This window comes from Celeribacter ethanolicus (genome assembly GCF_002407265.1).
Lineage (GTDB): Bacteria > Pseudomonadota > Alphaproteobacteria > Rhodobacterales > Rhodobacteraceae > Celeribacter > Celeribacter ethanolicus.
The window spans coordinates 36,063-51,987 of sequence record NZ_CP022196.1 but is presented as its reverse complement, the minus strand read 5'-3'; the positions used below and the strand labels follow the sequence as shown (position 1 = coordinate 51,987).

Below are 15,925 nucleotides of genomic sequence, written 5' to 3'. Positions count from 1 at the left end.
TCCTTCACGTGTGAGAGTGGGGCGGCTTTTTCATATCAGGAGCACAGCATGACACTCCCCGCCCCGCATATCTCCACGCTGATCGACGTCCGCCCTGAGTGGGTGGATTACAACGGCCACATCAACATGGCCTATTACGCCGTGATCATGGATTTGGGCGGCGATCAGATGTACCCACTGATCGGGCTGGGCGAGACCTACGCCAAGACGCAACACCACACGAGCTACACCGCCGAGGTGCACATCTGTTACAAGCGCGAGCTGAAACTGGGTGACCGGGTGCGGGTACAGACGCAGTTGTTGGATTTCGATGCGAAACGCATGGTGCTATTTCACGAGATCCATCACGAAGACGGCTGGATCGCGGCCACAGCCGAGGAACTGCTCTTGCATATCGACATGTCCGGCCCCCGTGTCGTGCCTTTTCCGCCAGAGATCACAGAAAAACTGTCTGCGCTGAAAGAGGTCCATGCCACCCTGCCCCGCCCGGCGCAGGCAGGCCGGTCGATTTCGCTGACCAACACAGCCGCCTAGAACACAGCCTGAGGCGTCAATCCCTTGTTAAGCCCATGGGTTTATGGTGCTCCGGGGAAGGAGTCCGCCATGTCGCATTTCGAATACAAAGCCATCCCCGCGCCGCATGACGGCGAAGCCACCTCCGCCGCGCAGACGCCGGAGGCCCGGCTTGCGGAGGCGGTGACCACGCGCCTCAACGCCATGGCCGCCGAGGGCTGAATCTATCTGTGCTCCGACGCATTCGCGCTCAACGGCGTGGAGGGCAAACAGGCCGTGCTGATCTTTCGCCGGGAAAGCGATTTCGGTGTCTTCGCCGCTGACAAGCCGGAATACGGCACGTTCGTCGCCGAATAAGGCAGCGCACCCCAAAACTGAGCCACGAGGATTTTGGCGCGGCGCGTGCGGCGCTCATATGTTGCACCTGTGACACGGTCTCCCGCCATATCTCCTGTCTCAGCGATCGGGCGGCAGGCTTTCGGCACGGCTCTGCCGATCTGACGCGCGCGTGATCCATCTGTGGCCCGGCCCGGCTTGACCCGGGCGCAGGGGCCGCTAAACCTTGCGCCAAAGGCAAGGAGACCCCCGCGATGCCCCGTTTCGAATACCTGACCGTACCCGCGCCGCGCAAAGGCGAGAAAGCCAAAGGCGTGAAAACCCCGGAAGCACGCATCGCGCAGGCCATGCAGAGCCTCCTCAACGAAAAGGGCGCCGAGGGCTGGGAATATCTGCGCGCCGATCTGGTGCCGATGGAGGAACGCGCCGGGATCACCTCGAAGACCGTGAGCTACCACACGGTTCTGGTGTTCCGCCGCGAACGCGACACCACAGACGTCAGTCGGGTGTTCAGCGCCTATCCCGACACGGAGGAGACCAGCGACACGGCCGACGAGACCAGGCCCGCGCGCCGCTCCCCGGTCGCGGACCGCAACGCCCCGCCTCCCGCCGTCCCCTTCCCCGCCAAGGTGGAGAAAGGTGCGGGCGCCCAGGCGCGCAAACTGTCCCCCGAAGTGGCAGAGGAAATCGCGGAAGATCGCGAATCCTGATCACACATCCAGATCGAGCGCCAGCGCATGAATGCGCGGCACGAGATCGCCCAGCGCCTTGTGCACCATGCGGTGCCGCATGACCCGCGACTGGCCGGTAAAACCCGCCGCGCGGATTTTCACGTTGAAATGCGTCTCGCCCGAGGCGCCCTCGACACCGGCATGTCCGGCATGGCGCGCGCTGTCGTCAACGACCTCCAACACACTGGGTTGAAAGGCCTTTTCAAGTCGCTCACGCATTTGATCGGCAATCTTCATGCTCTGCCCCTTTCGCATTTGGCCTTTCTCATCTAAAGTCTCGCGTCCGAGTCGAAAAGGTTGAGGCAGATGGATAAAAAAGATCCTTTCGGTTTTGATATGTCGGTATCTTCCGCGAAAAAGAACAAGCGCGGAGGGCGACGCGGCATGTCTGGCGCGTTCGAGACCTCCAAGCGGACCTGCGAGTGGGAGGGCTGCAACGAGCCGGGGCAGTATCGCGCGCCGCGCTCTCCGGATCATCTGGACGAGTACAAATGGTTCTGCAAGGAACACGTGCGCGAATATAATTTGCAGTGGAATTTCTTCACCAATGCGACCGAGGCCGAGATGGATGCGGCCTACAAGTCGTCGCAGACGGGCGATCGCCCGACCCAGCCCTTCGGGCGCAAATCGGTGGAGCAACGCGCCTGGGAGCGCCTCGGCATCGACGATGCCCATGAGGTCCTGGGAGAGAATGCGACACGCAACCCGGGCAAATCCGACCCGAGCGCGCCGACCCGCAAGCTGCCGCCCGTCGAGCGTCAGGCCATCGACATTCTCGAGGCCAAGGACCACTGGACCAAGGCGGAGATCAAGAAACAGTACCGCGCCCTCATCAAGGTGTTGCATCCGGACGTAAACGGCGGCGACCGCTCGCAGGAAGAGCAGTTGCAACAGGTGGTCTGGGCCTGGGATCAGCTCAAGGACAGCCGCTGGTTCAAGTAAAACCCGACATGGCAGCCGCCGAAAGCCGCCCTCCGGGGCGGTTTTTCATGTGTCTGGCAGTTTTCAACATCCCGGTAACTTTCACCGTCTATCCCGGAGATCAGTCTTTTTGGGAGAGGCGGAGGCCGATGAAACGCGCATCACATCACATATCACATATCGTCTGGGACACAGGCTTTCATCTGTCCTTCGTCTGGACCAGTGTGGTGAGCCTGCGCCTCTCGGCCTATGACCATTTCATGCGGGAGTTTGGGCGCGACACCACGGTTTTGTTGATGACTGTCGCAATCGTTGCCGCGACACTCATCGGCCCGCGCCTGCGCCCGTTCTGGGCCTCGGGACCGATCAATGTGTTCTGGGCGGCCTCCGTCACCTCGCTTCTGGCCTCGGGAACGGCGCTGGCCTTTACTCAGACGGTCAGGATTCTGGTCTTCGGCGATCCCTTGCTCAGCTTCCTGTCGCTGCCAGTGACCTTCGCCGCAGCGGCCTTTCTCGTGCCAATCGAGCTGATCTCTCACCCGATGGCCGCACTCGCCTGGGGGATGGGCAGCATGCTCACCGCGGCCCTCGCCCGGCTGAGCCTGCGCCCCGGACATCGGGGGCCGCCAAGCCCCCCGCGCCTCAATGCCCGGCGTCCCCTGCCTTTTGCCCGCGCACGGCACGGATCAGCGGGTTGATCCCTTTCGCCACGACCGGAATGAGGATCAGGCCATAAACGAGGCCGAAAATGCCATCGAAAAACGCGGTGACGCCCCATTCGACAAAATCTTGCACCGCAGCAGCCGCCTCCGCCGCAAGAACGGAAACATGATGGATCGCCTCATAGGGCTGATGCATCCCCAGTTCATGCAGCCCGTGGATCACGATGGAACCCCCGACCCAGATCATCGCCGCCGTGCCAACGATCATCAGGAGCTTCATGAACAGCGGCATGAATTTGACAATGCCGCGCCCCAGCGCACGCGTCACGGAGAGCCGCCCGACCCGGCTGAGCCAGAGACCGAAATCGTCCGCCTTCACGATCAGCGCCACACCGCCATACACCACCGCCGTGATGATGAGCCCGGCCAGCGCCAGCGCACCTGCCTCGACCCAGATCGACTGGCCCGGTTCGAGAGCGGCGAGGATGATGGTCATGATTTCGGCGGAGAGGATGAAATCGGTTTTCACCGCACCCGCCACCTTTTGCTCCTCGAGATGGCTCGGATCGCCATTCATCACCTGCCCGTCGGCATGCGGCGTGTGCGGCTTGAACAGATGATAGACCTTTTCCGCGCCCTCGAAACACAGGTAGGAGCCGCCAAGCATCAAGAGCGGCGTGATCAGCCAGGGCGCAAAGCTCGACAGCAGAAGCGCCAGCGGCAACAGGATCACCAGCTTGTTGCGGACCGAACCGAGCGCGATCTTGCCCACGATGGGCAATTCACGCGCAGGAGCAAAGCCATGGACATATTTCGGCGTCACCGCCGCGTCGTCGATCACCGCACCGGCTGCCTTGGCCGAGGCTTTCGCCGCCTGCCCGGCCACGTCATCGACCTGCGCCGCCGCCACTTTCGCGATCCCCGCGACATCGTCCAGAAGAGCCAGAAGGCCGCTCATGCCAATCCCCTTTGTCAAAGCCTTGCCGCAATGTAGGCGGCGCAGGCAACGAGGCAAAGCCCCCGGAGCGGGGAATTTTGCCGCGTCCGCATGCATCTTCGCCGCGGGGCGTCTTTTTCTGGCATCCCCCTTTGAGCATTTCTGCGACGCCTCGCCCCTTGCACCCGCCGCCCCGACAGGGCAAGAAGTCAGGTGAGTTCCAAATTTTCAAGAAAACGGGCAAGATCATGGACGCGACCGCAAAACCGACCGAAACCATTTCCGTTCGCGATGTTTTCGGCATCGACACCGACATGACCGTGAAAGGCTTCGCCGAGCCGACCGACCGCGTGCCCGCGCTTGACCCGACCTACAAATTCGATCCTGACACCACGCTGGCGATCCTTGCGGGCTTTTCCCACAACCGCCGCGTGATGATCCAGGGCTATCACGGCACCGGCAAATCCACCCATATCGAACAGGTCGCCTCCCGGCTGAACTGGCCCTCCGTGCGCGTCAACCTCGATAGCCACATTTCCCGGATCGACCTGATCGGGAAAGACGCGATCAAGCTCGTGGACGGCAAGCAGATCACCGTGTTTCAGGAAGGCATCCTGCCCTGGGCCCTGCGCAACCCCTGCGCCATCGTGTTCGACGAATACGATGCGGGCCGCGCCGACGTGATGTTCGTGATCCAGCGCGTGCTGGAAACCGACGGCAAACTCACCCTTCTCGATCAGAACGAGGTGATCACGCCGAACCCGTATTTCCGCCTCTTCGCCACGGCCAACACCGTGGGCCTTGGTGATACCACCGGGCTCTATCACGGCACGCAACAGATCAACCAGGCGCAGATGGACCGCTGGTCGCTCGTCGCCACGCTCAACTACCTGAGCCACGACGCCGAAGCCGCCATCGTCCTGTCGAAAGCGCCGCATTACAACAATGAAAAAGGCCGCAAGCAGATCAACCAGATGGTTGCCGTGGCCGATCTCACTCGTACTGCCTTCATGAACGGCGATCTTTCGACCGTGATGAGCCCGCGGACGGTGATCACATGGGCGCAGAACGCGGAGATCTTCCGCAACATTGGCTATGCTTTCCGCCTGACCTTCCTCAACAAATGCGATGAGTTGGAACGTCAGACCGTGGCCGAGTTCTATCAACGCTGTTTCGATGAGGAACTGCCCGAGTCGGCGGTCTCTCTGGCCGGGTAATCTCTCCGCCATTCCATGCGTCAAAGCGGGCCTTCGGGTCCGCTTTTTCTTTGTGACCAAAGGCGTAACGCAACGCACGCCGTGGTTAAACGGCTGGCAACCAATTTGTGCCACGCTCTCTGCCATGCGTGGACTTGCGATCATACTCGCCGCAACGGCCACCTGCCTGCTTGCGGCTCAGCCCGCCCCGGCCCTCCCGGCCCGGGATATGGATCCTCTCGCGCGTGAGTTCGCCTATTGCGTAGGGCGGCTTTCGGCCACGATGGAGCACCAATGGCTGCTCTCCGATCCCGCCTCCGATCTGACGGAACGCCAACGCGGCGCGATGATTTCGCTGTTGGAAACGGTCAGTCCGCCCGATCAGGGGGGGGCGCGCTGATGACCCTTCGACTTTCGGCAAAATTCGCCCATGCCGATCTGTTGCGCCGCGCCGCGTTCGAACAGGACCCGGCGCACGCCGAAACTACACAGAAGTACGCCGGAAACGCGCTTGGGCGATGTCTCTCTCTGATCCTGACCTAGCGCCAAATCGTATATCTCACGTATATACAAATTCCTTGCCAGACTCGCAAAACGCGCCTAGCCTCAATGTAACACTTCGATGACAAGGACAAACGCAGAGACAGACCATGCCCGAATTTCTCCACAGGTTTTCGATGCGAAAGACCCTTTGGGCGCTGGTGTTGCCCGCGCTGTGGAATGCTGTGTGGATACCTGCGGCGCAGGGCGCGCCTCAAAGCGATCCTCCGGTCGATCCTCGGGCAGACAATCCTTTGGCCCGCGATTTCGCCTATTGCGCCGGGCGGCTCTCGGCGGAGGCGGCGCATCGCGAAGACCGGGAGTTGATGGCGCTCAAACGTGAGATGCAAGACCTGCTTGCCGCCGTCATCGCGCCCGAGGCCGCGCCTTCCTATGAAGAATTGCGCATCGCTGGCCATGTGTCCCAAACCGAGCTTCTGGCCCTGTCGCGGTTTTCCTTCGACACGGAGGAGGCACATCGGGCGGAAGCGCTGGCTGAGAGCAATATCCGTCAATGCCGGGAGATGTTGCTGGGCGGCTGAGACCCGACATAAAAAAGGCCCGCTTTCGCGGACCTTTTTGCCTGATATGTGCGTGGGACTTTGGTCCGAAACTTATGCGTCGCGGGCAGCTTTGGTGGCTTTGGTCCACCAGGCCAGATCGCCCAGCATGGCTTCGACGGAGGGCAGAATGCCCGCTTCGATCTCGCTCATCTCGGCATTGGCGCCGAGCGGCGAAACCTTGAAGAAATCGGAACCGGAAATGTAGACGGCGGAGCGCACCGGCACCATTTGCAGGTTGATCACCACGGCGCGCAGATGCTCGACGGCACGGGCCGCACCGACTGCACCATAGCCCATGACAGCGGCGGGTTTGCGGACCCATTCCTTACCGGCCTGATCCAGCGCGTTTTTCAGCGAGGCCGGGATCGAGGAGTTGTATTCCGGCGTCACGAAGATATAGCCGTCGAATTCGGCCATTTTTTCCTGCCATTTGATCGCGTTCTCATCCGAGGACGGCATCCAGAGGTTGGAAGCCATTTCGTTGAACATCGGCAGATCGAAATCTTTCAGATCGACGAGCTCGAAATCAAGCTCAGAGGACAGCTCTTGCGCCTTGGAGAACAGCCACTGGGCCGGTTTGTCCGCGAAACGAGCGTCGCGGGTGGAGCCGATGACGATGGCAATCTTGGGATTGGACATGTTGAATTCCTTTTCACGGCACGCCGGTTGGAAAAACAATCGAGGGAGGAGCGCACCTTTGCGCCAGTCGTAAATCCGCACAGGGCCGCGCATCAATGCCAATCTCTGCGCACAAACACACAAAACCTGTGCGACCTCGCGCCGACCCTGTTGCGTATCTCTTTCGCTTGCCCGGCCCCGCGCCGCGTGATTTAACGAAGCCATGAAAAAGCCCAGCGACAACCCGGCAGATCCCTTCAAGAAAGCGCTCGCGGAAGCGACCAAAGTGCTGGCCGACGACAGCGAGTTGACGGTCACCTACACGATGGACCCCTCGGGCCTCTCCGGCGACACGATGCGCCTGCCGCAAGTGTCGCGGCGGATGTCGAAAGAAGAGGTGCTGATCGCGCGCGGCACCGCCGATGCGCTGGCGCTGCGCCACAAGTTCCACAACGAGGCCACTTTCCAGCGCTACGCCCCGCCGGGCCAGATGGCTTTTGACATTTATAACGCTCTGGAGAGCGCGCGCTGCGAAGCGGCGGGAGCGCGTTACATGCCCGGCACCGCGGGCAATATCGACGCCAAGATCGGAAACGAGGCGCTGCGGCGCGGTTATGACGGCATTTCCCGGCGCGAAGATGCGCCGCTCGCTCAGGCCATGGGCTATTACCTGCGGGAAAAGGCCACCGGACGCACCATGCCGGACGCGGCGGAAAACATCCTCGATCTCTGGCGCGACTTCATAGACGGCCAGACTCAGGACACGTTCGAGGACCTCGACAGCCTTCTGGAAGATCAACAGGGCTTTGCCCGCCTCGCCCGCCGCGTGATCGAGGAACTGGGCTATGGCGATCAGCTTGGTGACGACCCGGATCAGACCGATCCCGAAGAGGACCAGAGCGCCGAGACCGACGAGCAGGAGGAAGAGCCCGACAGCCAGGGCGAAGAGCAGGACCAGGACGACGAGAACGAGGCCAGCGCCGAGGACACCCAGGAACAGCAGCAGGACATGCAGGAGGCTTCCGTCTCCTCCGACGACATGGCCGACGAGGAGTTCTCGGAAGAGGTCGAGCTGCCGCAGGACGAGGCCGATGTCGAGCCGCCGCAACCCGCCCCCGTCTCCGATGCCGATCCGAATTATCAGGTGTTCACCTCCGCCCATGACGAAGAGATCATGGCCGAGGAGCTCGCGGAACCCGCCGAGCTCGAACGCCTGCGCGCCTATCTCGACCAGCAGCTCGAACCGCTCAAAGGTGCCGTGTCGCGCCTCGCGAACAAACTGCAACGTCGTCTTCAGGCACAGCAGAACCGGTCGTGGGAATTCGACCTCGAAGAGGGCATTCTCGACGCCGGGCGTCTGGCGCGTGTGGTGGCGAACCCGACGACGCCCCTGTCCTTCAAGGTCGAAAAAGACACGGAATTCCGCGACACGGTGGTGACGCTGCTTCTGGACAACTCCGGCTCGATGCGCGGTCGCCCGATCTCCATCGCCGCAATCTGTGCCGATGTTTTGGCGCGCACGCTGGAGCGCTGCAGCGTCAAGGTCGAGGTGTTGGGCTTTACCACACGGGCGTGGAAAGGCGGGCTGTCGCGCGAGGAATGGCTGGCCGCCGGTCGCCCGCAACAGCCGGGCCGGTTGAACGATCTGCGCCACATCGTCTACAAATCCGCCGACGCGCCGATGCGTCGAACGCGGGCCAATCTCGGCCTGATGATGAAAGAGGGGCTGCTCAAGGAAAACATTGACGGTGAGGCGCTTGAATGGGCGCACCGGCGGATTTCTGCACGGCCTGAGGCGCGCAAGATCCTCATGGTGATTTCCGACGGCGCGCCGGTCGATGACAGTACCTTATCGGTCAACCCTGCGAATTATCTGGAAAAACACCTGCGCGACGTGATCGCCATGGTCGAAAAACGCCGTCAGGTCGAGCTTCTGGCCATCGGCATCGGCCATGACGTCACGCGATACTACAACCGCGCCGTGACCATCACCGACGCCGAACAACTGGCCGGCGCGATGACCGAACAGCTCGCCTCGCTCTTCGACAGCGATCCGCGCGCCCGCGCCCGTGTCATGGGCATGCGCCGCGCCTCCTGAGCGGGGCCGTCCGAAATGTGAACAACCGAAAGGACCATTGCAAAATGTTCCAAAGCTTTGACGTGACCGCGCGACCGGAACAGGCCGCTCCCCGCGTGACTGCCCTGCGCGCAGAAATGCAGGAAATCGGCCTCGACGCCTTCATTGTGCCCCGCGCAGATGCCCATCAGGGGGAATATGTCGCCCCCTGCGACGACCGACTGGCCTGGCTCACGGGTTTCACCGGATCGGCGGGCTTCGCCGTCATCCTTGCGGGCCGCGCGGCGGTGTTCACCGACGGGCGCTACACGGTGCAGGTCCGTGCACAATGCGATCCGGCGATTTTCGACTATGTCGACTGGCCCGCGACGACACTAGCGGACTGGATTCTGGCGAGCGATGTGCAGAAGATCGGCTTTGACCCGTGGCTGCACACCATCCGCGAAATCGAGGGGCTGCGATGCGCGCTCGAAGGCACCGGCAAGGAGTTGATCGCCAGCCCCAATCTGGTCAATCGCATCTGGAAAGACCGCCCCGACCGCCCCGCCGAACCGGTCAGCGTGCAGCCGTTCGAGCTTTCGGGCAAAACCTCAGAGGAAAAATTTGCTCAAATCGGCGCGGCGGTCGCCGCAACCGGCGCGGAGGCGGTGGTGCTCACCCTACCCGACAGCATTTCCTGGCTGCTGAACATTCGCGGATCGGACATTGCGCACAACCCGGTGGTGCAGACCTTTGCCATTCTGACCACCACAGGTCGCTTGCAACTCTTTGACGATGCCTCAAAATATGCTCATCTCGGGCCAGATCCACGGATTTCCCTGCGCCCGCGCTCCGAGTTTTCCGAGGCTCTGGGCGAGGTGACAGGCAAGGTTCTGGTCGATCCCGGATCGGCGCCGCAGGCGGTCAAGACGCTGCTGAAACAGGCCCGGATCGTCGCGGGCGAAGACCCCTGCATCCTGCCGAAAGCCTGTAAAACGCCGGAAGAAATCGCGGGCACGCGCGAGGCGCATTTGCGCGACGGGGCGGCAATGGTCGAATTCCTCGCATGGTTGTCGGAACAGGCACCACAGGACCTGACCGAGATCGAGGTTGTGAAACACCTCGAAGCCTGCCGGGCGGCGACGAACCGGCTCAAGGAGATTTCCTTCGACACCATCTGCGGCTCCGGCCCAAATGGCGCCATCGTGCATTACCGGGTGACGGAGGACACCAACCGCGCGCTGAAAGAGGGCGAGCTTCTGCTGATCGACAGCGGCGCGCAATATCAGGACGGCACAACCGACATCACCCGCACCGTCGCTCTGGGCGATCCGGGCGCGGAGGAACGCGCGGCCTTCACCGCCGTGTTGCAGGGCATGATCGCGATCTCCACGGCGCGGTTTCCGCGCGGCGTGGCGGGCAGCCATCTCGACGCGCTGGCCCGTGCGCCCCTGTGGCGCATGGGACGGGATTACGACCACGGTACGGGCCACGGCGTCGGCGCCTATCTGTCGGTCCACGAAGGCCCGCAACGGATTTCGCGCCTCTCGGCCCTGTCGCTTCGTGAAGGCATGATCCTGTCGAACGAGCCCGGCTATTATCGCGAGGGTGCCTATGGCATCCGCATTGAGAACCTGATCGTGGTGACCCCTGCTCCGCCGCTCGAGAGCGCCGATCCGCAACGCGACATGCTGAGCTTCGAGACGCTGACATGGGTGCCGATCGACCGCCGCCTGATCCTCGCCGATGAGCTTGCGCCTTGGGAGCGGGACTGGCTCAACGATTACCACGATGCAGTCTGGGACAAGCTCAAGGACCGGGTGTCGGAACCGGCACGCGCCTGGCTGCGGCAAGCGGTTGCACCAGTCTGACATATACCTGATGCAATAACCCTGATAAGGTCTGTGCGAAAACAGATAAGAAGACGAACAAAAGGACGAGAACATGGGAGATCACATCACAATCCGCCCGGCGAGCGGCAAATGGGTCGTGCGGGCGGGCGGCGCCGTGTTGGGGGAGACCGACCGGGCGCTGGAGCTGAGCGAAGGAGAGTTCCCGCCGGTGATCTATTTCCCGCGCGAGGACCTTGCCATGGCCTTTCTCGAACCGACCGAGATCGTCTCCGTCTGCCCGTTCAAGGGCGAGGCGAAACACTTTGATATTCATACGAAATCCGTCGTGATCGCCAATGCGGCATGGTCTTACGAAGACCCAAAACCTCGCGCCGCCGAGGTCAAAGGCTACGTCGCTTTCTACCCGCAAAAGGCGGCTGTCGAACAGCTTTGACAGACAAACGCCGTCCATGGGAGCTCTCTCTTGGACGGCGTTCTCAGCGGTCGGCAAAGTGTCGGACTTCTGTCGGACTTTTGTCGGACCCTGCTGGGTGTACGGGAAGACACCAGAGCACTCCGTGCACATGGACTTTGCTTAAACCCTATGATGTCTTTTCAGATCACATGAACCGCATGCGGCGGGACGAAATGATCGACAGATATGTCTCGCCAATTTCAGGAAATGAAACCATCGCAGACGCTCACGCAAGGCGCGTTTGAGGTGTAAAGGGGGCTTCCTGACGTTCTCTGCGCTCAGGACGAACGACCACTTAGCGTAAGTCTCCGATGAACCCGAAGGCGGTTCGCCCATTCGCGTGCCCACATGAGCCATCCGGGCGAGCGACGAATTCTTCGACGCAAATTTATTTCAGTCCGGCTGAAACTATTCCACACCACACGCCGTGTCTCCTCGGTAGCTGCGAAAGAAAGCGGCTCATTCAGAGAGGAGACTAAAATGAAAACCATGTCCAAACTGGCAACCGCCGCCGCAGCCTTGACCATTGCAACCGCGGCCTATGCTGAAAACCCGATGGTGGGTGGCGCGCCCATGTTCGAGACCAAGAACATCGTTGAGAACGCGGTGAACTCGGCAGATCACACCACCCTGGTCGCCGCTGTTCAGGCCGCAGGTCTGGTCGAGACGCTGCAAGGCCCCGGCCCGTTCACAGTCTTTGCCCCCGTGAACGATGCCTTTTCTGCCCTTCCGGCGGGAACGGTGGAGACGCTCCTGAAACCGGAAAACAAGGACATGCTCGTCAAAGTGCTGACGGCGCATGTGGTGGCCGGTGACTGGTCCGCAGCACAGATCGCACGTCAAGCGCGCGCCTCAGCCGATGGCTTTTATCACTTCAATGCTGTCTCGGGCGACGCCCTGTCGGCACAGGTCAAAGGCAACAATGTATATATCTACGACGAAAGCGGCAACGCCGCTCGCGTGACCATTGCAGATGTCGATCAGTCGAACGGCGTGATCCACGTTGTCGACACCGTCCTCGTTCCGAAGTAAGTCGGACAGATCCGCTCGGATGGGCCAAGCACATTTGGCAGGCCTATCCGGGCATTTTCGAATGGCAACGCAGAACATTTCTTTTGACGACGGGGGCCGTCCTGATCGCGCTGGCACCTGCCGTTGTTTTGCCGAATGGCCGTTGGAGTAAGCTGACTATATCGTGGGCTCGAAGGTTGCTCTGGGCCGAAGCGTCAACCTGATGGCGAGTGCAGAGCTTCGGCCCCATGTCCGATTGTGCGCCAGACACCCCCCATGCTTCGTCAGATCCCTCACGAATGCTCTTCCGCCGCCGTTTCGGCCAGTTTGCGCGAGAACACCCGAAGCGCATCGACCTGGAACAGCGCACCATGCAGTTCCGGCCCGGTGTCCTCGTGCAGCGTCACGACGGGAACGAAGATCAGGTTGTTCTTCTCGAACAAGGGCATGGCACGTTCCAGCGTGGCGTTGGGAGAGATGTAAATCCCCTGCCCGATCAGCTCCTTGCAAGCCTCTTCCGTGGCGGCGCGCGGCGCGTCGGGTTTGCGGTAGCATTGGTGGACGCGCACGGTGGCGAGCAAATAGGCCTGCGGTCCGGCGGCGAGGTGGACGCCGCGGCGTTCGAGCTGAGTGAGAAAGAAGGATCGGTCGACGAGGCGCGAGGCCAGCGCGGTCGAGAGCGACACGGCGACCATCACGGCCAGCCCGGTCTGCCAGTCGCCGGTGAGTTCGAAGACGATGAGCGTGGTCGAGATCGGTGCGCCCAACACGGCGGCGGCCACCGCACCCATGCCCGCCAGCGCATAGAGCGTGACCGTGCCGGAAACGTCGGGGAAGATCCCGGTGGCGATCAGCCCGAAGGACAGGCCGGTAAGCGCACCGACCATGAGCGCGGGGGAAAACACGCCCCCGCCCATGCGCCCCGCCATGGTGATCGCGACGGCAATGACCTTGAGCACGGCATAGACCACAGCCTGCCAGAGGATCAGTTGCCCGGTGAGGGCGGCGGAGGTGGTTTCATAGCCGACGCCGATGATATGCGGAAAGAAGATCGCGATACAGCCGAGCAAAAGCCCCGCCGCCGCAGGCCGCAGCACAGGCGGCAGGTGCAGTTTTTCCTGCACCCAGGAGCCGAAATCGTCAGCCATGAAAATCGTGCGCATCAGCAGCACGGCGACGAGGCCGGACAGGAGCCCGAGCATGAGAAAGGCGGGCAGTTCGACATAGAAGGACAGCGCCCCGTCATCGGCGAGGGTGAACTCGGTGACGCCGCCGAATTCGATCCGATTGATCACCGTACCAGCGACGGAGGCGATGGCGATGGGGGCGAAGGCATGAACGGCGAAATGGCGCAACACGACTTCGAGGGCGAAAAGTGCGCCCGCAATCGGTGCGTTAAAGGAGGCGGAGACGGCGGCGGCGACGGCGCAGCCCAAAAGATCGCGCCCGGTGATGCCGTCGGCGTGGAGGCGGTTCGAGACCCATGTGGCGATGACGCCTGCAAGGTGGACCACGGGGCCTTCGCGGCCCGAGGAGCCGCCGGTGGAGAGGGTGATGAGAGAGGCCGCGGCGGAGGCGAGGCCCGCGCGTTTCTCGACCCTACCGTCGTTGAGGGCCGCGCCTTCGATCACATCGGCGACCGATCGCACACGGCCATCGGGGGTGAACCAGTTGAGGATGATGCCGACGACCAGCCCGCCGATCACCGGCAGGGCGAGCACCCAGAACCACGGCAGGTCGCGGGCGACCGTGTGCAGATGGCGCAGATCGTGCGTGCCATAGAGAAAGGCCTGAAGTTTCTCGATCCCGAGGCGGAAGAACAGCGCGGCCCCGCCCGAGGCGATGCCGATGACCAACGCGATGAACCAGAACTGGATCTGGCTCGGACCGCGACGGCGGATCAGCGACAGGGTTTCGCGCAGCCCGTCGCGGATCTCGTTCAGCGCCTTGGCCGGATAGGCCGGTTTTTCCTCTGACATCCCCGCCCCTTCCAGACGCATTCGACCGCCACCGCCCGGACCTGTCGTTTCGGTCCGCTTTTCCCGACCACCCGCTTCCTTTATGGTCGCCGGACCCCAACAGACAGCGAGTCGACCATGATTTCCGAAACCGTATATGCCGCGCTTTCTTCCGTTCTAGAGGGTCGGCTCAGCCGATCCAAGTCCGAACTGGACCAGCACGGGCTGTCGGAGACGTGGTTTCCGCTGACCCCGCCGGAGGCCGTGGCCTATCCCGAGACCACCGAAGAGGTCTCCGAACTGATGAAGATTTGTCACGCCCATGAGGTCCCGGTGACGGGCTTTGGCGCGGGCACGTCTCTGGAGGGCCAGACGCTTGCGGTGAAGGGCGGTCTGGTCGTGGACTTCTCGCGGATGAACCGGGTCATCCGGGTCAACGACGCGGATATGGACGCGGTGGTGCAACCGGGGATCACCCGCGAGGCGCTCAATGTCGAACTTCGGACCACCGGGCTGATGTTCCCGGTCGATCCGGGCGCCAATGCAAGCCTTGGCGGCATGGCGATGACGCGGGCCTCGGGGACGACGGCGGTGAAATACGGCACGATGAAGGAGAATGTCATCGGGCTCGAGGTGGTGCTGGCCGACGGGAGGGTGATTCACACCGGATCGCGGGCGCGCAAATCGGCCTCGGGTTATGATCTCACCTCGCTTTTCGTTGGCTCCGAAGGCACGCTGGGCCTGATCACGGAAATGACCGTGCGGCTCCATGGTCAGCCGGAGGCGATCTCCGCCGCCGTTTGTTCGTTTGACGAAATCAGCCCCGCGGTGCAGGCCGTAATCGCCACCATTCAGGTCGGGCTGCCGATGGCGCGGATCGAATTTCTCGATGCGGAAAGCGTCGATGCGGTGAACAAATATTCCGGTGCCGATTTCCCGCTCAAACCGCATCTCTTCGTCGAGTTCCACGGCTCGGAGAGCGGAGTGGCCGAACAGGTCGAGATGTTCGGCGAGATCGTGCATGAATTCGGTGGTTCGGATTTCCAATGGGCCTCGAAGGCGGAGGATCGCAACGCGCTCTGGACCATGCGTCACCATGCCTATTGGGCCTGTCTGGCGCTCCGGAAAGGCGCGAAGGCGGTGGTGACGGATATTTCCGTGCCGATCTCGAAACTGGCGCAGGCGGTGGAGGAAACCGCAGCGGATATTGCGGCTTCGCCCATCGACGGGCCGATTCTCGGCCATGTCGGCGACGGCAATTTCCATGCGATCCTGCTGGTCGACCCGAACGACGCCGACGAGATCAAACTGGCGAAAGATCTGGCGCATCGCATGGCCGAACGCGCGCTGGCGCTCGGCGGCACGATCACCGGCGAACATGGCATCGGCATGGGCAAGAAAAGCCTTATGGCAGAGGAACATGGCGCGGCCTGGGGCCTCATGGGGCAGATCAAGGCGGCGATGGACCCGAAGAACATCCTCAATCCGGGCAAGATGGTGCCCTGAGCCGCGTTCCGCAAGAGAAAGCAGGCGCGAAAAGGTCCCCCCTTTCGCGCCGTTTTCGTGAAACAAAGCC

Annotated in this window: 18 protein-coding genes; 14 read left to right on the top strand and 4 right to left on the bottom strand. The window is 62.2% G+C overall.

Going from position 1 to position 15,925, the window contains the following annotated elements; translation table 11 throughout:
* Window positions 1–48 precede the first annotated feature (48 nt).
* The 3 genes from CEW89_RS00235 (at window position 49) to CEW89_RS00230 (ending at window position 1,559) form a co-directional block, all read left to right on the top strand.
* Window positions 49–534 (top strand): thioesterase family protein, encoded by a 486-nt coding sequence (locus CEW89_RS00235; RefSeq protein ID WP_096804469.1) that lies wholly within the window; start codon window positions 49–51, stop codon window positions 532–534.
* Window positions 535–603: 69 nt separating this feature from the next.
* A complete protein-coding gene (locus CEW89_RS21365) occupies window positions 604–735 on the top strand; it encodes a hypothetical protein (RefSeq protein WP_280522625.1) in 132 nt (43 codons plus the stop codon).
* Window positions 736–1,103: 368 nt separating this feature from the next.
* The gene (locus tag CEW89_RS00230; protein ID WP_096804468.1) at window positions 1,104–1,559 is read left to right on the top strand and encodes a DUF4177 domain-containing protein; all 456 of its coding nucleotides are present in this window, start codon (window positions 1,104–1,106) and stop codon (window positions 1,557–1,559) included.
* Here the strand turns inward: CEW89_RS00230 and CEW89_RS00225 are convergent, their stop codons facing one another.
* On the bottom strand, window positions 1,560–1,817 hold the full coding sequence (locus CEW89_RS00225) for a BolA family protein (RefSeq protein ID WP_096804467.1): 258 nt from the start codon (window positions 1,815–1,817) through the stop codon (window positions 1,560–1,562).
* 69 nt (window positions 1,818–1,886) lie between these two features.
* On the opposite strand from CEW89_RS00225, the gene CEW89_RS00220 reads away from it, so the two are divergent.
* Window positions 1,887–2,522: a J domain-containing protein gene (locus CEW89_RS00220; RefSeq protein ID WP_066705485.1), complete on the top strand. Its 636-nt coding sequence runs from the start codon at window positions 1,887–1,889 to the stop codon at window positions 2,520–2,522.
* A gap of 128 nt (window positions 2,523–2,650) precedes the next feature.
* Entirely contained in the window at window positions 2,651–3,199 is a 549-nt protein-coding gene (locus CEW89_RS00215; protein ID WP_096804466.1) for a hypothetical protein, read from the top strand.
* Here the strand turns inward: CEW89_RS00215 and CEW89_RS00210 are convergent.
* Complete coding sequence (locus CEW89_RS00210) at window positions 3,144–4,121, bottom strand: DUF808 domain-containing protein (protein WP_096804465.1); 978 nt, start codon at window positions 4,119–4,121, stop codon at window positions 3,144–3,146. The genes CEW89_RS00215 and CEW89_RS00210 overlap by 56 nt on opposite strands.
* Before the next feature lie 227 nt (window positions 4,122–4,348).
* Between CEW89_RS00210 and cobS the strand changes: the two genes are divergently transcribed.
* The 4 genes from cobS to CEW89_RS00195 all read left to right on the top strand — a co-directional run bounded on the left by cobS (window position 4,349) and on the right by CEW89_RS00195 (window position 6,378).
* On the top strand, window positions 4,349–5,317 hold the full coding sequence (gene cobS, locus CEW89_RS00205; protein WP_066705490.1) for a cobaltochelatase subunit CobS: 969 nt from the start codon (window positions 4,349–4,351) through the stop codon (window positions 5,315–5,317).
* Window positions 5,318–5,525: 208 nt separating this feature from the next.
* Entirely contained in the window at window positions 5,526–5,696 is a 171-nt protein-coding gene (locus tag CEW89_RS00200; protein WP_157779716.1) for a hypothetical protein, read from the top strand.
* Window positions 5,696–5,839 (top strand): hypothetical protein, encoded by a 144-nt coding sequence (locus tag CEW89_RS20620; RefSeq protein ID WP_157779715.1) that lies wholly within the window; start codon window positions 5,696–5,698, stop codon window positions 5,837–5,839. The genes CEW89_RS00200 and CEW89_RS20620 overlap by 1 nt, the downstream gene beginning before the upstream one ends.
* A 107-nt stretch (window positions 5,840–5,946) precedes the next feature.
* Window positions 5,947–6,378 carry a hypothetical protein gene (locus CEW89_RS00195; RefSeq protein WP_096804463.1) on the top strand — a complete coding sequence of 144 codons (432 nt, stop codon included), beginning with the start codon at window positions 5,947–5,949 and terminating at the stop codon, window positions 6,376–6,378.
* Between the two features lie 72 nt (window positions 6,379–6,450).
* Here the strand turns inward: CEW89_RS00195 and CEW89_RS00190 are convergent, their stop codons facing one another.
* Complete coding sequence (locus CEW89_RS00190) at window positions 6,451–7,038, bottom strand: NADPH-dependent FMN reductase (protein ID WP_096804462.1); 588 nt, start codon at window positions 7,036–7,038, stop codon at window positions 6,451–6,453.
* A 202-nt stretch (window positions 7,039–7,240) separates the two neighbouring features.
* On the opposite strand from CEW89_RS00190, the gene cobT reads away from it, so the two are divergent.
* From cobT to CEW89_RS00170, 4 genes are all read left to right on the top strand, one after another.
* The gene (cobT, locus tag CEW89_RS00185; RefSeq protein ID WP_096804461.1) at window positions 7,241–9,115 is read left to right on the top strand and encodes a cobaltochelatase subunit CobT; all 1,875 of its coding nucleotides are present in this window, start codon (window positions 7,241–7,243) and stop codon (window positions 9,113–9,115) included.
* 44 nt (window positions 9,116–9,159) lie between these two features.
* Window positions 9,160–10,944 (top strand): aminopeptidase P family protein, encoded by a 1,785-nt coding sequence (locus CEW89_RS00180; RefSeq protein WP_096804460.1) that lies wholly within the window; start codon window positions 9,160–9,162, stop codon window positions 10,942–10,944.
* Window positions 10,945–11,017: 73 nt separating this feature from the next.
* Window positions 11,018–11,359, top strand: a complete 342-nt coding sequence (locus CEW89_RS00175) for a DUF427 domain-containing protein (protein WP_066705502.1) — start codon at window positions 11,018–11,020, stop codon at window positions 11,357–11,359.
* 501 nt (window positions 11,360–11,860) lie between these two features.
* Entirely contained in the window at window positions 11,861–12,412 is a 552-nt protein-coding gene (locus tag CEW89_RS00170; protein ID WP_096804459.1) for a fasciclin domain-containing protein, read from the top strand.
* 272 nt (window positions 12,413–12,684) lie between these two features.
* On the opposite strand, the gene CEW89_RS00165 is transcribed toward CEW89_RS00170, so the two are convergent.
* The gene (locus CEW89_RS00165) at window positions 12,685–14,370 is read right to left on the bottom strand and encodes a chloride channel protein (protein WP_096807073.1); all 1,686 of its coding nucleotides are present in this window, start codon (window positions 14,368–14,370) and stop codon (window positions 12,685–12,687) included.
* Between the two features lie 117 nt (window positions 14,371–14,487).
* Between CEW89_RS00165 and CEW89_RS00160 the strand changes: the two genes are divergently transcribed.
* Window positions 14,488–15,855 carry an FAD-binding oxidoreductase gene (locus CEW89_RS00160; protein WP_096804458.1) on the top strand — a complete coding sequence of 456 codons (1,368 nt, stop codon included), beginning with the start codon at window positions 14,488–14,490 and terminating at the stop codon, window positions 15,853–15,855.
* Window positions 15,856–15,925 lie beyond the last annotated feature (70 nt).

Coding starts and splice junctions, on each gene's coding strand:
- CEW89_RS00220 (WP_066705485.1), top strand. CDS start 1,887: ATGGATAAAAAAGATCCTTTCGGTTTTGATATGTCGGTATCTTCCGCG.
- CEW89_RS00210 (WP_096804465.1), bottom strand. CDS start 4,121: ATGAGCGGCCTTCTGGCTCTTCTGGACGATGTCGCGGGGATCGCGAAA.
- cobT (WP_096804461.1), top strand. CDS start 7,241: ATGAAAAAGCCCAGCGACAACCCGGCAGATCCCTTCAAGAAAGCGCTC.
- CEW89_RS00200 (WP_157779716.1), top strand. CDS start 5,526: ATGGATCCTCTCGCGCGTGAGTTCGCCTATTGCGTAGGGCGGCTTTCG.
- CEW89_RS00180 (WP_096804460.1), top strand. CDS start 9,160: ATGTTCCAAAGCTTTGACGTGACCGCGCGACCGGAACAGGCCGCTCCC.
- CEW89_RS21365 (WP_280522625.1), top strand. CDS start 604: ATGTCGCATTTCGAATACAAAGCCATCCCCGCGCCGCATGACGGCGAA.
- CEW89_RS00175 (WP_066705502.1), top strand. CDS start 11,018: ATGGGAGATCACATCACAATCCGCCCGGCGAGCGGCAAATGGGTCGTG.
- CEW89_RS20620 (WP_157779715.1), top strand. CDS start 5,696: ATGACCCTTCGACTTTCGGCAAAATTCGCCCATGCCGATCTGTTGCGC.
- CEW89_RS00195 (WP_096804463.1), top strand. CDS start 5,947: ATGCCCGAATTTCTCCACAGGTTTTCGATGCGAAAGACCCTTTGGGCG.
- cobS (WP_066705490.1), top strand. CDS start 4,349: ATGGACGCGACCGCAAAACCGACCGAAACCATTTCCGTTCGCGATGTT.
- CEW89_RS00215 (WP_096804466.1), top strand. CDS start 2,651: ATGAAACGCGCATCACATCACATATCACATATCGTCTGGGACACAGGC.
- CEW89_RS00160 (WP_096804458.1), top strand. CDS start 14,488: ATGATTTCCGAAACCGTATATGCCGCGCTTTCTTCCGTTCTAGAGGGT.
- CEW89_RS00165 (WP_096807073.1), bottom strand. CDS start 14,370: ATGTCAGAGGAAAAACCGGCCTATCCGGCCAAGGCGCTGAACGAGATC.
- CEW89_RS00190 (WP_096804462.1), bottom strand. CDS start 7,038: ATGTCCAATCCCAAGATTGCCATCGTCATCGGCTCCACCCGCGACGCT.
- CEW89_RS00170 (WP_096804459.1), top strand. CDS start 11,861: ATGAAAACCATGTCCAAACTGGCAACCGCCGCCGCAGCCTTGACCATT.
- CEW89_RS00225 (WP_096804467.1), bottom strand. CDS start 1,817: ATGAAGATTGCCGATCAAATGCGTGAGCGACTTGAAAAGGCCTTTCAA.
- CEW89_RS00230 (WP_096804468.1), top strand. CDS start 1,104: ATGCCCCGTTTCGAATACCTGACCGTACCCGCGCCGCGCAAAGGCGAG.
- CEW89_RS00235 (WP_096804469.1), top strand. CDS start 49: ATGACACTCCCCGCCCCGCATATCTCCACGCTGATCGACGTCCGCCCT.